This window comes from Glutamicibacter sp. NPDC087831 (assembly GCF_044742845.1).
Classification (GTDB): domain Bacteria; phylum Actinomycetota; class Actinomycetes; order Actinomycetales; family Micrococcaceae; genus Glutamicibacter.
In genome coordinates this window covers 1106813-1124366 of sequence record NZ_JBIUVH010000001.1, presented here as the reverse complement: position 1 = coordinate 1124366, position 17554 = coordinate 1106813, and the positions used below count along the sequence as shown (strand labels likewise).

The window sequence follows — 17554 nt, the reverse complement described above, 5'->3', positions numbered from 1 at the left end:
GAGATTTACCATGCCAGGACAGCGAGCGCATGAACGGAGAAATACATTGACTACGGAACCAACCACTGGCCGCAGTGTCCTCGTGACCGGCGGCAACCGCGGGATCGGACTTGCTATTGCGCGCGCATTCGAAGCCAACGGCGACAAAGTGGCCATTACCTACCGCAGCGGCGAGGTTCCCGCCGGACTGCTCGGCGTCAAGGCCGATGTCACCGACGGCGAATCGATCGACGCGGCCTTCAAGGAAGTTGAAGCGGCCCACGGTCCGGTAGAAGTCCTCGTCGCCAATGCGGGGGTCACCAAGGACACCCTGCTGCTGCGCATGAGCGAAGACGACTTCACCTCGGTGATCGACACCAACCTCACCGGCGCCTTCCGCGTGATCAAGCGCGCGTCCAAGGGCATGATCCGGCTCAAGCGCGGCCGTGTCGTGCTGATTTCCTCGGTCGTCGGCCTTTACGGCTCGCCAGGGCAGATCAACTACGCGGCGTCCAAGGCCGGCCTGGTGGGCATCGCCCGCTCGCTGACCCGTGAACTGGGCTCACGCGGCATCACCGCCAACGTTGTGGCTCCGGGCTTCATCAACACCGAGATGACCGCTGTGCTGCCAGAGGACACCCAGAAGGAATACCTCTCCAGCATCCCGGCCAACCGCTTTGCTGAGCCTGAAGAGGTTGCCAACGTGGTCCGCTGGATCGCCAGCGACGAAGCAGGCTACATCTCCGGTGCCGTGATCCCGGTTGATGGCGGCCTGGGCATGGGCCACTAGAAGATTTAAGCAAGAAATCCAAAGGAGTACCACCATGAGTGAATTCAAAGGTGCCGTTGTAACCGGTTCCTCGCGCGGCATCGGTGCGGTGACCGCGCAGCTGCTGGCCGAGCAGGGCGTTGGCGTAGTGGTCAACTACCGCGCCAAGGCCCCGCGCGCCAACAAGATTGTTGCCGCTATTGAAGAAAAGGGCGGCAAGGCCGTTGCCGTGGGCGCCGACCTGACCACCGTTGAGGGTCCGCAGGCTCTGGTTGACGCGGCTGTTGAGAACTTCGGCTCGCTGGATGTCGTCGTGCTCAACGCTTCGGGCGGCATGGAAACCTCCATGGGCGAAAACTATGCGCTGCGCCTGAACCGCGACGCGCAGGTGGCCATGCTGGAAGCCGCGCTGCCCCAGCTGAGCGAGGGCGGCCGCGTGGTCTTCGTTACCAGCCACCAGGCGCACTTCATCAACGAAGTAACCACCATGGATGCCTACGACGCTGTGGCCAAGTCCAAGCGCGCCGGCGAAGATGCACTGCGCGAAATGATCCCGAAGCTGGCCGAGAAGAACATCACCTTCGTGGTGGTCTCCGGTGACATGATCGAAGGGACCATCACCGCAACCCTGCTCAACCGCATGGAGCCAGGTGCTATCGACGCCCGCCGCGAAGCTGCCGGCAAGCTGTACTCCGTCGAGGAGTTCGGCGCCGAGGTAGCCAAGATGGTCTTCGCCGACGTCGAGACCGGCCACACCGAGCTGGTTGGCGGCGCAGGCGACTTCCTGGAGCAGTCGGGCAAGTAAGCCCCCGCAGCAGCGCGCATCAGCTGGCGGCAGTTACCCCGTGCAGGGGTTCCGACCGCCAGCTTTTCCGTGCCTGGGGCAAAATGCGCAGGGTTAAGCGAAATCGCCGGGCACCTCCGAAAGGGAGGCGCCCGGCGATTTCGCTTGGATCAGTCCTTGGGCTTGTCGCCGCAGACGATCTTGTGCCATGGGCTGTAGGTCCAGCTCTTGGTTTCAGCTGGCAGCTTCTTGGATCCATCGAAGGCTTCCCGGTAGCGGGTGATATCGATGCTGAAGCCCTTCTTGCCACCAGATTCCGAGACGCACTTTTCGGCCGGGTTGTACTTGGTCTCGGGGTTGGTCTGGTTGTACTTGCCCGAGCTCTTCTGCGAGACATCCCAGTACTTGGTGGACCACAGGCGGGTATTGACCTTGTCGCCCGAAACCCAGGCCTGGATCATCACGCCGTAGGGGGTGTTGTTCTCCCAGATCATGTCGATCTGGCCTTCCCACAAGGTGGCTTCGCGTCCCGCGGGGTAGCGCTCGAACCAGCGCGAATGCGGCTTGTGGGTGATGTCGTCGTATCCGGCCAGGAAGCCGACGTTGTACATCTGGGTGGAGATCTGCGAGAGTCCGCCGCCTACGGCTTCGGTGCTGAAGCCGCTTTCCACGACCCCGGAGCTGTAATAGCCGTTGGCCACGGTGATCGGGCCCAAGGCCTGCAGCAGCGAGAAGCGTTCGCCGGGCTTGATGATATCGCCATTGACGCGCGCCGAACCGGCATGCAGGTTCTTGGTGCGTACGGTATCGGAAGCCGGGTAGGGAGTGGAGAAGGTGACGATCGGTTCCTTGATGCCGAGCTTCTTCGCATCTGCGGTGGTGAAGTCGGCTTCCTTCTCGGTCATCTCAACTTCGGCAGTGCGGTTCTTGGCAGCGGTGGCGGCCAGGACCTTGGCGCCCAGGCCCTTGGTCTCCAGCGAGATGCCCTTGGAGGACTTGATGATGGACGGCTTGCCGTCCTTCAAGACGATCTGCGCATCCTTGGCAGTGCTGGAAAGATCGGAATTCTTCGTCGCAGCCTTGTAGAGCTTCTCGTCATCCAATGCGATCGCTGGGGCGCCATCCTTGGGCGCGTACTTTGCCGCCGCGGCAATAGACGCGGCCGAGATGGACGCTTTCTTGTCATCCGATGCCAGGATGACCTCGTCCTTCAGCAGCGCCTTGACGTCCTTGTCGTAGAACGCCTGCAGGGCGTCGGCAGAGATTGCCGGCTTGCTGACCTCGGCAGGCAGGTCGATCGCCGCGCCGGCAATTTCCCATTCCTCGCTGATCAGTGTGGCGGCTTCTTCGGTCTTCAGCGCTACGCCGTCAACGGGCTTGGTCAGCTTCGAGGTGCCATCCTTGAAATCGATGGTTCCTTCGGCGACCTCGGCATTGGCCTTCTTGGCCAGCGCTTCAAGCTGCGCGCCCAGTTTTTCCTGATCTACGTCGACCGCTGGGGTGACGTGGAATTCGCCGGTGAGCCGCTCGTAGAGCTTGGCCGGGTTGATTTCGTAGGAAGTCAGTTCGTTGATGGTTTCATCAACGTTCAGTTCCAGGCCGGCCTTGGCCGGATCCAGGGTGTACTTTTCACCGTTGACGGTGACATCCATTGGCTTTTCAGCCAGGGGGAGTACCTCGCGTTCCAATTCGGCGCGAGCCTGGTCCTTGTTCATGGATCCGATGTTGACGCCCGCAATTGACGCGTTGGCTGGAACCTGGGAACTGACATAGGCGGCTCCGCCGAAATATGCTGCGGCTACGGCTGCAACACAAGAACCGGTAATGATCCAAGGCTTGGCCTTGCTCTTCGGCTTCTTCTTGTCTTGTGCGGAGTGCGTAGGCGTAGTTGAGGAACTGTCCGGGGAGGGGGTCTGCACTGGTCTGGTAGCTCTTTCGAAAGCGATAGGGGCTACGCGCGCGGCTAGGACTTATGCCGCCAGCCGTTAAACGCGTCAATAGAAATACTAACCGCTGGAACAACCGATCAAGTTACCGAAAGCCGCTATCGGCAGAATTGTTATGCAGTTGTTGGATTCCGCTAAGCCAAATCATTGAGTACTAGGTCGGCGATGACGTCCAGGCGCGAGAAGTCCAGGCGCACGTCCGCCTCATCGCGCAGGGCAGGCTTCGCATTGAAAGCCACACCCAAACCCGCGGCAGCAACCATGGCCAGATCATTGGCGCCATCACCGGCGGCGACGGTTGCCGTCATCGGGATGTGATGTTCCTCGGCCCAGGCGCGCAGCATCGTTTCCTTCATGCCGCGATCGACGATCTGGCCGTGAACGGTTCCGTCAAGAATTCCCTCGGAAATGCCCAAGGTGTTAGCCAGCGCATGGTCCAGGCCCAGATGGGCAGCCAACGGATCCAGGATCTGCTGGAACCCGCCGGAAACTACGCCGACCTTGTGCCCAGCAGCGTGGAACCGCTTGACCAGGGCTTCGGCGCCGTCCGAGAGGACAATGCGCTGGCCTACCTCGGCAAGGACAGTATCTGGCAGATCCTTCAAGGTAGCTACGCGCTGGATCAAGGACTGGGCGAAATCCAGTTCACCGCGCATCGCGGCTTCGGTCACCGCAGCCACTTCTTCTTCCCGTCCAGCGTGAGCGGCGAGCAGTTCGATGACTTCCTGCTTGATCAAGGTGGAATCGACATCCATCAGCAAGAGCAGCTGCGGAGCATCGACGAGTTCGGCCGGTACCACCGCTACGCACATGTCCGCGTATTCCAGTGCGCCGTCGGCGACCTGCGCATCGACGAATGCCGCAGCAGCCTGCTGCAGCTTCGCCTGATCGGCCTGTTCAAGGCGGAACTTGGCGACCAGCCGCTCTTCGCTGGCTTTGATCTGGCTCTCGTCCGCGGCGGGAATGAGCCCGGCGGCGGCCGCTTGCTGCAATACAGCGTTGAAGTCTGTGCGGGAGAAAGCGGGGCGGGATGCGAAAACCAATGATGAAGCCATGCAACCATTTTTCATTGCTTCGGTGTTTACGACCAAACATGACGTGTTGGCGCAAAGCTGCTGACCAGGCCCAGGGGAGCGAACTAGTATTGCCGTTGGACGCAATACAGGTCAATCCGGCGATCTCAGGCCCCGTTCGGCATTTCCAATTAGTGAAACAGGGGCGAAAAGTCTAATCTTGAATACCATGAGCGAAGTGCTAACTTTCAAAGATGTCAGCGTTGTACGCGGGCGAAAAGACCTGCTCAAGGACGTGTCCTGGGAAGTCAAAGAAGGACAGCGGTGGATTGTGATCGGCCCCAATGGCGCCGGCAAGTCGACCTTGATGAACATTGCGGCCACCCGGCTGCACCCAACCCGCGGTACCGCGGATATCCTTGGCGAACGTTTGGGCAAGGTGTCGGTCTTCGATCTGCGTCCGTTGATCGGCCTGAGCTCAGCCCTGGTTGCCAACTCCATTCCAGCCAACGAAACCGCGCTGAACGTAGTACTCACCGCGGCTTACGGCATGACCGGTCGCTGGCGCGAGAAGTACGAGAAGCTCGATGAGCGCCGTGCTTTCCATCTGCTGCACAACTGGGGCATGTCCACCTTCATGAACCAGCCTTTCGGCAAGCTTTCCGAAGGCGAGCGCAAGCGCGTGCTGATCGCCCGTGCCTTGATGACCGATCCCGAACTGCTGATCCTCGATGAGCCTGCAGCAGGCTTGGACCTTGCCGGGCGCGAAGACCTGGTTGGCAAGATGGCGGAACTGGCAGCCGACGAGGATGCCCCGGCGCTGGTTCTGGTAACCCACCACCTTGAAGAGGTGCCAGCGGGATTCACCCACATCCTGATGATGCGCGACGGCGAAGTTGTCGCTGCCGGCGAGATCGAATCCACGCTGAACGAAGCGAACCTGGAAGCAACCTACGGCATGCCGCTGAGCCTGCGGCGTGAAGGTGGACGCTACTCTGCTTTCGCACGCAGCTAACAGCAATAACTAAAGGGGAAAATTCCACGTGATCGAATTTTGGCGCGAAGCCCTGGTCTTCATTGGTGGACTGTGGGCCGGAACTATCAACACCGTCGTCGGTTCGGGCACGTTGGTCACTTTCCCCATTCTCGTGGCGTTGGGCATGGCTCCGGTGAATGCCGTCGTCTCCAACGCCATGGGTCTGGTTGCTGGTGGCTTCTCCGGTGCCTGGGGGTACCGTCGAGAAGCTGCCAGCGTCAAGAAGACGCTGCTCAAACTCGTGCCGGTTTCACTGATCGGCGGGTTGATCGGTTCCTTGCTCCTCCTGAACCTGCCGGAGTCCGTCTTCGGCATCGTTGCGCCGGTGCTGCTGGTTTGCGCGCTGGTGCTGGTGATCTTCCAGCCCCGTCTTGCCAAGTGGGCGAAGACCCGGCAGGCCGCTTCCGGCGGCACCGACCCGGATGATGCCGATCGCGCCCAGATTCCAATGGTCCTCTACATCCTGGTGTTCATCATCGGTGTCTACGGCGGCTACTTCACCGCCGCGCAGGGAGTCCTGCTGATGGCGGTATTCGGCGTGTTCTTGCAAGCATCCCTGCAGCAGTCCAATGCAATCAAGGTCATCCTCTCCCTGATCGTGAATCTCGTGGCGGCCGCGATGTACCTGATCATTGCGCCGGAACGCATCAATTGGCTCGTCGTCCTGCTTATCGCTGTCGGCTCGCTGATCGGCGGATTTGCCGGCGCCAAGATTGGCCGCAAGCTCTCGCCTGGGCTGCTGCGCCTGGTCATCGTCATCCTGGGCCTGGTCGCCCTGGGCAACATGCTCTACAAGTTGGTGTAGCTTCGTGGCTGAAATTCTCAACCCTGAACGGATCCTGCCGGTCGCGGATCTGGCCGATTCCCGCCTCGATGAGTACCTCCGGCTCTCCGAAGCGAACCTGCGTATGCGCACTGACGTGGAAAACGGGCTCTACATTGCCGAGAGCACCAAAGTGGTGCAGCGTGCGATCAACGCGGGCCACGTGCCGCGCAGCTTCTTGCTCGCCGAAAAGCATCTGGACCAGCTAACCGAGGAGTTCAACCGTTTCCCAGACGCGCCGATTTTCATTGGGGATGATCGGCAGCTCCAGGATCTGGTCGGCTTCCACTTGCACCGCGGCGCCATGGCAGCGATGAATCGTCCCGAACCGCTGGATCTGGACGAAGTGCTTGAAGCCAGTTCGCGCGTCGCCATCTTGGAAGACATCGCCGACCATACTAACCTCGGCGCAATTATCCGTTCGGCTTCAGGGCTCGGCGTTGACGCCGTGCTGCTCACCCCCAAATGCGTGGACCCCTGGTACCGTCGCAGCGCCCGCGTCTCAATGGGGACGGTCTTCGACCTTCCTTGGGTACGCATGCTGTCGTGGCCAGAGGACATCCAGACCTTGAAGAGGCATGGCTACGAGATGCTCGCCATGGAACTGACCGAGGACGCGATCCCGCTAAACGAAGTAGAGATCAAGTCTGGCCAGAAGGTCGCCATGATCTTGGGCAACGAAGGCAGGGGAGTTACCGATGAAGCTCTGGCCGCCGTTGACCGGACCGTGATCATCCCTATGTACCGCGAAGTGGATTCCCTGAATGTTGGTGCCGCTAGCGCAATTGCATTCTGGCATTTGTGCTCCGCGCCACGCTAAGAAGGTTTCTGCCGCCGCCGCTTTTGCGATAGGATGGACTGTCTGTGCATTGAGGTCTCTTCATGGAGCCCTGAATGCGGGACACAATTTCCGAGTAAGTAGCTACTGGCAAAATCCAGTGGCCATAAACAAAAAGGTGTATAGCTATGAAGGCTGATATCCATCCACAGTACGGCCCAGTTGTCTTCAACGACCTGGCATCCGGCGAGAAGATCCTGACCCGTTCGACCGCTAAGTCGGACAAGACCATCGAATGGGAAGATGGCAACACCTACCCAGTAATCGACGTCGAAATCTCGGCAGCTTCGCACCCGTTCTACACCGGCAAGCAGCGCATCATGGACACCGCTGGTCGTGTCGAGCGCTTCAACGCCCGCTTCAAGGGCTTCGGCGGCAAGAAGTAATACTTCGCCCCTAGCAAGCTTTCGCGGCGTGTTTCCAGTATTTGGAAACACGCCGCTGCTGCTTTAACAGCACACCTGTCCATCAGTGACTGAAAAATGTTTTCACGGAACCGTCTAAGAGGATTCGTTTTTCGCGCCACGATACGCATCGCGGCATCTTGGCAGTTTCCTGGATGCGCCAGTGACTGAAAAATATTGTCAGCAGCGTCCGCCCCAGCGTCTTCCGGCTCAATAGCCGTCGGGGCGGCAGGAGATGACTGAAAAATGCTCTCACTTAACTGACTAGGAGGATTCCTTTTTCGCGCCGTGATGCGCTAGTGGCATTTTGGTAGTCGTCTCGATGCGCCAGTGACTGAAAAATATTGTCAGCAGCGTTCGCCCCAGAGTCGTTCGGCGCAATAGCCGTCGGGGCAGCCGGGGATGACTGAAAAATATTTTCACGGAACTGTCGTAGAGGTCCCGTTTTAGGCACAGCGGTGCGCATCGGGCATTTTGGCAGTTGCCTGGAGGCGCCATTGACTGAAAAATATTGTCAGGAGCGTTTGCCCAGAGCTTTTCGGTGCTATAGCCGTCGGGGTTTCCAGTGGCGGCTGAATAAGGATTCGCTGACTCGTCGAAGCAGACGTCTTGGCCGCACTGCTCCGAGCAACTGGCTCCATCGCCGTTGCGTGAATGGTGTTATTGGTGGTGTGGAGGTGCTGGTGACTGAAAAATTCTGTCACCCAAAAACCGGTCAATCGGGATAGCGTCCTCAGCCTGTTTCCTTCTGGCCGTCATCTGGCGGCGATTCAGGACCGGGATCCTCGTCTGGAATGTCGACGCGAGGCTTGAGCCCAAGTACCCTGCGTACTTCTGCCGTGAGTCGAATATGCGGCAAAGGAATGACCTTAGGGCGCTCTGGGCAATGATCATTTACATGATCGAATTGGTCCACACGCTTGACGCTTTCCGGAATAACGAGTGCGCTCAGCCCGTGTGGAGTCACCCACATCTTGGATCCGTCAGGACGCGGAACGACTTTCCAACCCAATGCATGCTTGAACATTTGATGCTGCTTGCACAGCAGATGCGTATTGTCCCTGGTCGTATGCCCTCCGTGAGCCCAGCCATTTATATGGTCAATCTCGGAGCGGTCAGCTGGACGGCGACAGCCGGGGAAGCAGCAATGCTCATCGCGGTGCCGTAACAGATCCTTGAGGCTCTGCGAGGGCCGGTAGCGCCTTCGCTCGACATCTATCGCGGCGCCAGTCCATGGGTCGGTCAGCACGCGCTGGAACGAAGGCGCATCCTTTGCCAACACCAATGCGACCCCCAGTGGGATGGGGCCGTAGCCTTCCAGGTCAGCCACGGTCCTTGTAGGATCCGCCAGCATTTCCACCGCGGGAATCGTGATGGATACCCGTGGCTTGAGGGGCGTGCCTTCCCGGTCCGGCCAGCCGTTGAGGATGATGTCTGCAAAGGCGTCCGCTTCTATTAGCTCCCGGGTGCGGGGATCCTGCGGATCGTTATGCTGATCAGCTAGCCACTTGACGGAGTTCTTGATGGAATGAATCACTGCGGCACTGTTGTAGTACTTGAGGGTGGACATGCCATTTTCGTTATCCCATAGCGTGAGCTTGCGATTCTTTTCAGACTTCTTGTGCCTTTGTTCGGCGGCCTCCGGGCACATCCTGTCATGGAACCGGCGTGCGCGTTGGTATATCGCGTCATCAGACGCAGTCTTCGCCATGGGCAACAGCACGCGTTGCATCTGCATGATTTGTTCGGGGAGCAAGTCCTGCGAATACTTCACGATGTCATGCGCTGCCTTGGGCGTGATCTCTCCTGCAGCCAAAGCCGTGAGGGTTTCCTTGCAGGCGTAGCGAAGACCCTTGGCATAGAACATCCGCTTGCCTACCATGCGAGGGGTCTCACGCAGCGCGACAGCCGCTTCTGCGATGAAGTTGGAGTTGATGACCTGGTCACTGCCGCGGTCAACGCCATAGTATTGAGCACTTTTCCGAGCCTCGCGTTCCTCCTCCTCGGTAGTGGTCCCCGCGGTGGCGATCATATCGGCAAATGATTCACTGACTTGTTCTACTGAATCGGCCAGCAGCACAGATGTCATTGCATCGAGGGTGCTCTGAATGCGTTGGATCTTCTTCAGCCGTTCGAGGGCGTCGTCGGGGCCATTGAGCGGGCCCGCGTCGTAGAGCTCATCTGCCAATTGCTTCAGCGGACCATGGAACAGGTGATGTTCGAGATGGTCGCTGAATAACGAATCCTTGTGGGATTCTGTGCGAGTGCCAGCTGGGGGCAACGGTAGACGATGTTCATCATCGTCGTCATGGATGAAATCGGGTATAGCCATAGTTAATTATCCTGCCGGCAACAGACAGTTTGGCCCGGAAATCCGCGGAATGTGGAAGTATTCTCGAATATTTATTCGATTGTTATCCGGCGTCGAATGTTGCCACTGCGAACCACCGAATCCGGGGGTGCGTGGATTCGACTAGCGGGCAGCCGGGGATAGAATGAAACCATGAAGCATCATGGTGAATACAAGGTAGTCGGTGGCAAATTAGTCGTTGTAGATCTGGATACTTCCGATGGCGTGATCACCGAAGTGTCATTGAATGGCGACTTCTTCCTGGAACCAGATGATGCACTCGATGACTTGAATGATGCGCTACGCGGTTTGCCAGCGGACGCCAGCCACAGCACCATACGCAATGCGGTAACCGACAATCTGCGTGAAGGCGCAGTGATGTTCGGTTTTGACGAAGACGCCATCGCGCGCGTCGTCCGCCGCGCGCTGGGACACGCCACCAAGTGGGAAGACCACGAGTGGGAAGTCCTGGGCCCGGAGATCATTCCAATCACCGAGCAAGTGGCGCTGGATGAGGTGCTGACCCGGCAAATCGCCAAGGGGACCCGCAAGCCGACCATCCGTTTCTGGGACTGGAGCGAAGGTGCCGTCGTGATCGGATCCTTCCAGTCGCTGAAGAACGAAGTGGACATGGAGCAAGCCGAAAAGCACGGCATCCAGGTGGTTCGCCGCATTTCCGGAGGCGGCGCGATGTTCATGGAAGCTGGCAACTGCATTACCTACTCGCTCTACGCTCCTGAATCCCTGGTGGACGGCATGAGCTTTGCCGATTCCTACCCGTACCTGGACGCCTGGGTGATGGAAGCGCTGGAAAGCATCGGCCTGGAAGCGTACTACAAGCCGCTGAACGACATCGCGACCCCTGCCGGCAAGATCGGCGGCGCAGCGCAAAAGCGCCTGGCCAACGGTGCGATGCTGCACCACGTCACGATGAGCTACGACATCGACGCGGAGAAGATGACCCAGGTGCTGCGCATTGGCCGGGAGAAGATCTCCGACAAGGGCATCACCTCAGCGGTCAAGCGTGTGGATCCGCTGAAGTCGCAGACAAAGCTGGATCGCATGGAGATCATCAACGTCATGATGGACACCTTCGCCAAGCGCACCGGGGCCAAGCCGGCGCAGCTGGATGCCGAATCCCGTCTGGCGGCGAAGGAATTGGCCGAGGCCAAATTCGCTACCGCGCAGTGGACCGCGCGGGTTCCGTAGCGAGCCAAGATCCAAGGGGCTGTTCTCGATCAAGTTCGAGGCCAGGCCCATGTTTTGCTTGAGGCCATGGTTGCTGTGGCCCTGCCATCTCCGCTGCGCCGGCAGCGTGTAGCGGCACGGAAAAGCCGGCCCGCTGCGTGGATAAGCAGCGGGCCGGCTTCGGAGGGCCAGCGCCTAGCGGCTGGTGCGGCTGTAGGCCTGGGCCTTCAGCGAGCGTTCCAGTTCTGCGCGTTCCTCAAGCAGGATGCGCTTGAGGGCGGCCGGTGCGCTCTCATGGCGTTCCAGCCATGCGGTAGCGGTAGCCAGTGCATGGTTCTGCTCGATGGCGCCCTGGAGATCCTGGTGCCCTGGATACAGCCCCTCGATCACGCGCGTGGCGAATTCCATGCCCATGGTCTCGAAGACCGGCAGGATCGCGGCCCAGTAGCGTTCCTCGAACGGTGCCAGCAGGGCGGAGGAACCCATGGTGAAGCCCAGCGCGGTGGCCGAGAGGGCATCGTTGGACAGCTCCCCGTGTTCATCGCGCGCCATCAGCACGGTGTCGAAAGCGGTGTCCTTGGCCTGCGGATCCGGGCGCGCCGCCAGCGCGGTGCGAACCGAATTCTGCGCCACGCTGGTGGGGTTGGCCTTGGCCGCTTCGTGCATGGATGCCTCGGCGGCCTCGTCGAGCCGGCCGGAAGCGGCCAGCGCGATGTAGGAACCCCACAGCAGCTGCTCATCGACGGTGACCTGGTAGGCATTGGGCTGCTCGCCCAGGAAGGCGTCGAGCACCTCCGGAGCCACGCCGGCACGGGCCAGGCGAACCAGGGTGCGCGCGGTGGTGGTCTGCTGGTCTCCGCCGGCCTCGAACCGGGTGAGCCACCCGGTGAGGGTTGCGGCGGCCTTCTGGCGCAGCTCCGCGCGCAGCTCGGGGGCAACGTACTTGGAAATCGAGGTGGCCAACTGGTCGGTAAGCACCCCGAAGACGCCCGCGTCGGTGACGGCGTGCGCGTGATCGAGGATCGCCTGCACGTAGCTTTGCGCATCCAAGGTGGCCGAACGCACCGCATCCCACAGCGACGCCCAGCAGGTGGCGCGGGGCAGCGAGTCGCCCAGGCCCGAGAGGTGGCCGAGCAAGGTGGCACGCGAAACCGGGTCGAATTCGATCAGCGCATAGGTCTCATCGCCGTCGTTGGGCAGCAGCAGATCCGGGATCCGGCGTCCGACCAGGAAGTCCAGGGCCGCAGATTCGCCGGAGAGCTCCACGTCCACCGAGTCGGTGCGCACCAGCTGGCTCCCGTCCAGCTGGTAGGCGCCGACCGAAAGCACATGCGGGCGGGCGATCTTCTGCCCGGTGACCGGATCGGTGCCCGACTGGATCAGCGATGCCGCGGTGATGGTGCCGCCGGCATCGGTGGTGTACTCGACGTGCAGCTTCGGCACGCCGCTGGTCTTCAGCCAGGCATCCGCCCACTGGCCCATATCGCGGCCGCTGGCCGCTTCGAGCGCTTCGAGGAAGTCATCCAGCGAGGTATTGCCGTAGGCGTGCTTGCGGAAGTAGGCGCGGGCGGCGTCGCGGAAGGCCTCGGCGCCGACAAAGGCGGCCAGCTGCTTGAGCACGCTGGCGCCCTTGGCGTAGGTGATGCCATCGAAATTCTGGTCCGCGGCCAGCAGGTCAGGGATGTCGGCCACGATGGGGTGGGTGGTGGGCATCTGGTCGGCCACGTAGGCCCAGGCCTTGCGGCGCGCCGCGAAGGTGGTCCACGCGGTGGTGAAGTCGGTGGCTTCGTCGTTGGCCAGGGTGCCGATGTAGTCGGCGAAGGATTCCTTGAGCCACAGGTCATCCCACCACTTCATGGTGACCAGGTCGCCGAACCACATGTGCGCCATTTCGTGCATCAGGGTGTTGCCGCGCTGCTCGTACTGCCCTTCGGTGGCGTGCGAGGTGAAGACGTAGCGTTCGGTGAAGGTGACCAGGCCCGGGTTTTCCATGGCGCCGAGGTTGTACTCCGGCACGAACGCCGAGTCGTACTTGCCCCACGGGTAGGGGTAGTCGAACAGCTGGTGGTAGTAGTCCAGGCCCTGGCTGGTCAGCTTGATGATCTCGTCGCCGTCGAAGTGCCCGGCCAGCGAGGCACGGCAGGTGGCGGCCATCTCGATGCTCAGCTCTTCGCCGTCATCCAGCCGCTGGAGGTGCTCGCCGCGCACCACGTGGTACGGTCCGGCCAGCACCGCGGTGATGTAGCTGGAGATCGGGGGAGTCGGGGCGCAGGCCACGGTCTTGGTGCCGTCATCGTGCAGTACCTCATCGACGATCGGCTGGTTGCTGGCCAGATGCCAGGTTGCCGGGCCGGTGAGGGTGAAGCGGTAGCTGGTCTTCAGGTCGGGTTGCTCGAAGCAGGCGAAGACCCGGCGCGCCTCGGAAGGCTCGAACTGGGTGTAGAGGTAGGTTTGCCCATCCTGCGGATCCACGAAGCGGTGCAGACCCTCGCCGGAGCGCGAGTAGATCGCCCGCCCGGTGATCTTCACGGTGTTCGGCACGTCGGTGCGCAGCTGATCGAGGTAGATGCGTGCATCGAGCACTGCGGATTCCAGGTCGATCGCGGTGCCGTTGACCAGTACCTCGTCCACGGATTCGTGGATGAAGTCGATGAAGGCTGCCGGATCCTTGGAGCTGAAGTTCAGCGTGGTGATCGAGCTGAAGCTGGTGGCTGTGCGATCGGTGGCATTGGAAAGATCGAGCTGGACCTCGGCGAAGTGCCATTCGATATTCCGTGCGCGCCAGGCCGCTTCGTCGCGCCTGAGGTTTTCATTGGGTGCATAGCGTTGAAGTGTGTCCACCACCCCAGCTTAGCTGTGAAAGGAATGCTTTAGGGTTCTTTTTGCTAAACTTCCCGGCTCGCCAGCAGGGCGCGAATGCCGTGGAAGTGCTCGGAGATCAGCTGCCGGGCGGTTTCCACGTCCTTGGCGCGTACCGCGTCGAGGATATCGCGGTGGTCCTGGGCGGTCTTGGCCGGCTGGGTGATTTCCAGATCGGAGTCGATCGCATCGTAGATGGTGCGGTAGACATCCCAGAACACTCCGAGCAGGTTGGTCAGCAGCTGGTTGCCCAGCGGCTCGAAGAGGATGCGGTGGAAGGCCTTGTCCTGCTCGACGAAGGTCTCCTCGCGCGCCGCGTGCTGCTCCATCTGGCTTACGCACTGCTCCAAGGCCTCCAGGTGCTCGTCGGTGACCGCGCGGATGGCCAGGCCGATCAGGCCGGTTTCCAGTGCCTGGCGGACATCGACCAGCTCACTGGCCTCATGACCATGGTGGCGCAGCGACATCTGCCCGCGGAAGGCGAGGGAGTCATGCAGGGCGTTGAGATTTTCCTGGGCCACGAACATGCCGAAACCGTGGCGGGTGTCGATGATGCCCAGGGCCTGGAGCACCTTGATCGCCTCGCGCAGGGAGTTGCGCCCCACACCCAGCTCGGCCATGAGTTCCTGCTCGGTGGGCAGCGGGTCCCCGGGCAGCAATCCGCGTTCCAGGATCAGCGCGGTGATGTCATTGGTCAGCGCGCGCAGGCGGGCACGGGCATCTGATCGGCGGGCTGGCATCGTGCTCAACGGATCCTGCTTTCCTCGGCGGGCGGAGAAGTTCATGTGACGCAGTTGACCATGCGGCGTGACGTCCACTACAGTCTAGACCATAGATCGGACATCCTACGTCCTACAACACTCACTCATTTTCCTGGAGGTGGCAAGAATGGCTTTGAACGAAGTAGCCAACAAGCCCTTTGCACGACGAGATTTCCTGAAGATCACCGGCATGGTTGGCGCTGCTGCGGCATTCTCGGCCAGCCTGGCCGCCTGCTCCCCAGGAGCCAGCGGCGGCGCGGGCAGCACCGCAGCTGCCGGCACGGGCACCATCGAGGCAGGCATTTCCTACGCCCTGTCCACCGGTTTCGACCCGATGACCTCCTCCGGCGCGACCCCGTTCGCCGCCAACATGCACATCTTCGAAGGCCTGGTGGACCTGCACCCGGCCACCCGTGAACCGTACCTGGCGCTGGCAGCGGCGGAGCCGAAGCAGATTGACGACACCAGCTGGGAAATCACCCTGCGCGACGGGGCCACCTTCCACAACGGGGAAGCGGTCACCATCCAGGACGTCGTCTACTCCTTCGAGCGGGTGCTGGACACCGGCAACGCCTCGTTGTTCGCCCAGTTCATCCCCTTCATCAAGTCGGTGAAGGCCAAGGACGAGAAGACCGTGGCGTTCACGCTGAACTACGCCTTCCCGCTGTTCCCGACCCGCATCTCGGTGGTCAAGATCGTGCCGAAGGCCGTGGCTTCCAAGGACCAGGCCGCCTTCGACGCCGCACCGATCGGCACCGGCCCGTACAAGCTGGTCTCGGCCACCAAGGACGACAAGATCGTCTTCGAGAAGTTCGAGGACTACAACGGCAAGTACCCGGCGACCGCCAGCGGCATGACCTGGTTCCTGCTCTCCGATGCGGCGGCCCGCGTGACCGCCATGGAATCGGGCCGCGTGCAGGCCATCGAGGACGTGCCGTACCTCGACATGGACCGCCTGGCCTCGAAGGCCACGGTGAAGAGCGCCGATTCCTTCGGCCTGCTGTTCCTGATGTTCAACTGCGCCAAGAAGCCATTCGACAACGCCCTGGTCCGCCAGGCATTGCACTACGGCCTGGACACCGAGTCGATCATCAGCACCGCGCTGCTGGGCAACGCCAAGGCGGCCAGCTCCTATGTGCAAGAAAGCCACCCGCAGTACATCAAGGCGGATACGGTCTACGGCTACGACGCGGCGAAGGCCGCGGCGCTGCTGGCCGAAGCCGGCGTGGACAAGCTGGAATTCGAGCTGCTGACCACCGACACCTCGTGGGTCAAGGACATCGCCCCGCTGATCCTCGAATCCTGGAACAAGATCCCGGGCGTGAAGGTCACCATGAAGAACCTGCAGTCCGGCGCGCTGTACACCGACAACGTGGACAGCGGCACCTTCTCGGTGGTGGCCGCCCCGGGCGACCCATCGGTCTTCGGCAACGACCTGGACCTGCTGATGAGCTGGTTCTACCGAGGCGATGTCTGGCCGAAGAACCGCTTCCGCTGGAACGATACACCCGAATACAAGGAGCTGCAGAAGCAGCTGGACGCGGCCATCCAGACCGATGATTCGAACAAGGCCATGGCGGCGTGGGGCAAGGCGATCAACATCGTCGCCGACCAGGCCCCGCTCTACCCGGTGCTGCACCGCCAGCTGCCATCGGCCTGGGACGAAAACGCGCTGGAAGGCTTCGCACCGCTGCCAACCACCGGCATCTCCTTTGTCGGCGTGAACCGCAAGGCCTAGCTGGCCCCGGCCCCGCGCAGCAGGCCGGGAGGCACGGCACCCACGCCGTGCCGCCCGGCCCGCACAGCGCAATGACCTGCACACTTCGATACTCGACGGAGCTACTCCATGGGGAATTTCCTCAACCTGCTCTTACGCCGCCTGGCCGCGCTGCCGGTGATGGTCCTTGGCATCTCCGCCATGGTCTTCATCATCATGAAGCTGGCCCCGGGCGATGAAGCCACCTCCGCGCTGGGCGAGGGCGCCTCCGAGGCCGCCAAAGAGGCCTACCGCGAGGAACGCGGCCTGAACGACGCGCTGGTGGTCCAGTACATCAGCTTCATCGGCCGGCTCATCCGCCTGGACTTCGGCCTGACCACCCCGCCGGCCCAATCGGTCTCCCAGATGATCGCCGGCGCGTTCCCGCTGACCTTGCAGCTGACCTTCCTGGGCGTGGTCATCGCCGTGGTCATCTCGCTGGCCTTCGGCCTGCTCGGTGCGCTGTACCGCGATGGCTGGCCGGACCAGCTGGTCCGCATCTTCTCCATCGCGGCGATCGCCACCCCGTCCTTCTGGCTGGGCATCCTGCTCATCCAGTGGTTCGCCCTGGGTTCCAGCCCGCTGTTCCCCTCCGGGGGAGCGGCCCCTGAAGGATCGGGCCCGGGCACCTGGCTGCTGCATATGGCGCTGCCGGCCCTGGCCCTGGCCATCCCGGTCTCCGCCTCGCTCACCCGCGTGGTGCGCACCTCGATGGTCGAGGAACTGGACCGCGACTACGTGCGCACCGCCATCGGCAACGGCGTGCCGCGCGGCGAAGTGATCTCCAAGAACGTGCTGCGCAACGCCCTGGTCACCCCGGTGACCGTGCTCGGGCTGCGCATCGGCTACCTGCTGGGCGGTGCGGTGGTCATCGAGATGATCTTCTCCCTGCCCGGCATGGGACAGCTGATCATGAACGGCATTACCAACAAGGACACCAACCTGGTCCAGGGCGTCACGCTGACCATCGCGATCACCTTCGTGCTCGTGAACATCATCGTCGACTTGCTCTACCTGCTGATCAACCCACGAATTAGGACGGTGTAGG

14 protein-coding genes are annotated in these 17554 nt (G+C 61.5%); 9 read left to right on the top strand and 5 right to left on the bottom strand.

Going from position 1 to position 17554, the window contains the following annotated elements:
• Nucleotides 1–46: 46 nt before the first annotated feature.
• Both ACIOJF_RS05495 and ACIOJF_RS05490 read left to right on the top strand, forming a co-directional pair.
• Nucleotides 47–769, top strand: a complete 723-nt coding sequence (locus ACIOJF_RS05495) for a beta-ketoacyl-ACP reductase (RefSeq protein ID WP_105657795.1) — start codon at nt 47–49, stop codon at nt 767–769.
• 34 nt (nt 770–803) lie between these two features.
• Nucleotides 804–1553 carry an SDR family oxidoreductase gene (locus ACIOJF_RS05490; RefSeq protein WP_105661240.1) on the top strand — a complete coding sequence of 250 codons (750 nt, stop codon included), beginning with the start codon at nt 804–806 and terminating at the stop codon, nt 1551–1553.
• Nucleotides 1554–1702: 149 nt separating this feature from the next.
• On the opposite strand, the gene ACIOJF_RS05485 is transcribed toward ACIOJF_RS05490, so the two are convergent.
• A complete protein-coding gene (locus tag ACIOJF_RS05485; protein WP_105657797.1) occupies nt 1703–3451 on the bottom strand; it encodes a VanW family protein in 1749 nt (582 codons plus the stop codon).
• A gap of 161 nt (nt 3452–3612) precedes the next feature.
• Nucleotides 3613–4533 carry a phosphoserine phosphatase SerB gene (gene serB / locus ACIOJF_RS05480; protein WP_105657798.1) on the bottom strand — a complete coding sequence of 307 codons (921 nt, stop codon included), beginning with the start codon at nt 4531–4533 and terminating at the stop codon, nt 3613–3615.
• Between the two features lie 187 nt (nt 4534–4720).
• On the opposite strand from serB, the gene ACIOJF_RS05475 reads away from it, so the two are divergent.
• From ACIOJF_RS05475 to ACIOJF_RS05460, 4 genes are all read left to right on the top strand, one after another.
• Nucleotides 4721–5506 (top strand): ABC transporter ATP-binding protein, encoded by a 786-nt coding sequence (locus tag ACIOJF_RS05475; protein WP_133833402.1) that lies wholly within the window; start codon nt 4721–4723, stop codon nt 5504–5506.
• Between the two features lie 28 nt (nt 5507–5534).
• A complete protein-coding gene (locus ACIOJF_RS05470) occupies nt 5535–6332 on the top strand; it encodes a sulfite exporter TauE/SafE family protein (protein WP_105657800.1) in 798 nt (265 codons plus the stop codon).
• 4 nt (nt 6333–6336) lie between these two features.
• A complete protein-coding gene (locus ACIOJF_RS05465; RefSeq protein ID WP_105657801.1) occupies nt 6337–7170 on the top strand; it encodes an RNA methyltransferase in 834 nt (277 codons plus the stop codon).
• A gap of 146 nt (nt 7171–7316) precedes the next feature.
• Nucleotides 7317–7574, top strand: coding sequence for a type B 50S ribosomal protein L31 (locus ACIOJF_RS05460; protein WP_013348950.1), 258 nt, complete (start codon nt 7317–7319; stop codon nt 7572–7574).
• 751 nt (nt 7575–8325) lie between these two features.
• On the opposite strand, the gene ACIOJF_RS05455 is transcribed toward ACIOJF_RS05460, so the two are convergent.
• On the bottom strand, nt 8326–9924 hold the full coding sequence (locus ACIOJF_RS05455; RefSeq protein ID WP_402734857.1) for a DUF222 domain-containing protein: 1599 nt from the start codon (nt 9922–9924) through the stop codon (nt 8326–8328).
• Between the two features lie 171 nt (nt 9925–10095).
• On the opposite strand from ACIOJF_RS05455, the gene ACIOJF_RS05450 reads away from it, so the two are divergent.
• Nucleotides 10096–11151 (top strand): biotin/lipoate A/B protein ligase family protein, encoded by a 1056-nt coding sequence (locus tag ACIOJF_RS05450; protein ID WP_400342360.1) that lies wholly within the window; start codon nt 10096–10098, stop codon nt 11149–11151.
• A 174-nt stretch (nt 11152–11325) separates the two neighbouring features.
• Here ACIOJF_RS05450 and pepN read toward each other — a convergent pair whose 3' ends face one another.
• Together pepN and ACIOJF_RS05440 are read right to left on the bottom strand one after the other, a co-directional pair.
• Entirely contained in the window at nt 11326–13971 is a 2646-nt protein-coding gene (gene pepN, locus ACIOJF_RS05445; RefSeq protein ID WP_402741324.1) for an aminopeptidase N, read from the bottom strand.
• A 44-nt stretch (nt 13972–14015) separates the two neighbouring features.
• Nucleotides 14016–14774 carry a FadR/GntR family transcriptional regulator gene (locus tag ACIOJF_RS05440; RefSeq protein WP_286172099.1) on the bottom strand — a complete coding sequence of 253 codons (759 nt, stop codon included), beginning with the start codon at nt 14772–14774 and terminating at the stop codon, nt 14016–14018.
• Between the two features lie 103 nt (nt 14775–14877).
• Between ACIOJF_RS05440 and ACIOJF_RS05435 the strand changes: the two genes are divergently transcribed.
• Complete coding sequence (locus tag ACIOJF_RS05435) at nt 14878–16488, top strand: ABC transporter substrate-binding protein (protein WP_332595114.1); 1611 nt, start codon at nt 14878–14880, stop codon at nt 16486–16488.
• A 108-nt stretch (nt 16489–16596) separates the two neighbouring features.
• Nucleotides 16597–17553: an ABC transporter permease gene (locus ACIOJF_RS05430; RefSeq protein ID WP_332488901.1), complete on the top strand. Its 957-nt coding sequence runs from the start codon at nt 16597–16599 to the stop codon at nt 17551–17553.
• Nucleotide 17554 lies beyond the last annotated feature (1 nt).

What these genes read in the sequence shown, in the direction of transcription:
- ACIOJF_RS05490 (WP_105661240.1), top strand. Translation starts at nt 804, where the DNA reads ATGAGTGAATTCAAAGGTGCCGTTGTAACCGGTTCCTCGCGCGGCATC.
- ACIOJF_RS05475 (WP_133833402.1), top strand. Translation starts at nt 4,721, where the DNA reads ATGAGCGAAGTGCTAACTTTCAAAGATGTCAGCGTTGTACGCGGGCGA.
- ACIOJF_RS05450 (WP_400342360.1), top strand. Translation starts at nt 10,096, where the DNA reads ATGAAGCATCATGGTGAATACAAGGTAGTCGGTGGCAAATTAGTCGTT.
- ACIOJF_RS05430 (WP_332488901.1), top strand. Translation starts at nt 16,597, where the DNA reads ATGGGGAATTTCCTCAACCTGCTCTTACGCCGCCTGGCCGCGCTGCCG.
- ACIOJF_RS05455 (WP_402734857.1), bottom strand. Translation starts at nt 9,924, where the DNA reads ATGGCTATACCCGATTTCATCCATGACGACGATGATGAACATCGTCTA.
- serB (WP_105657798.1), bottom strand. Translation starts at nt 4,533, where the DNA reads ATGGCTTCATCATTGGTTTTCGCATCCCGCCCCGCTTTCTCCCGCACA.
- ACIOJF_RS05440 (WP_286172099.1), bottom strand. Translation starts at nt 14,774, where the DNA reads ATGAACTTCTCCGCCCGCCGAGGAAAGCAGGATCCGTTGAGCACGATG.
- ACIOJF_RS05460 (WP_013348950.1), top strand. Translation starts at nt 7,317, where the DNA reads ATGAAGGCTGATATCCATCCACAGTACGGCCCAGTTGTCTTCAACGAC.
- ACIOJF_RS05435 (WP_332595114.1), top strand. Translation starts at nt 14,878, where the DNA reads ATGGCTTTGAACGAAGTAGCCAACAAGCCCTTTGCACGACGAGATTTC.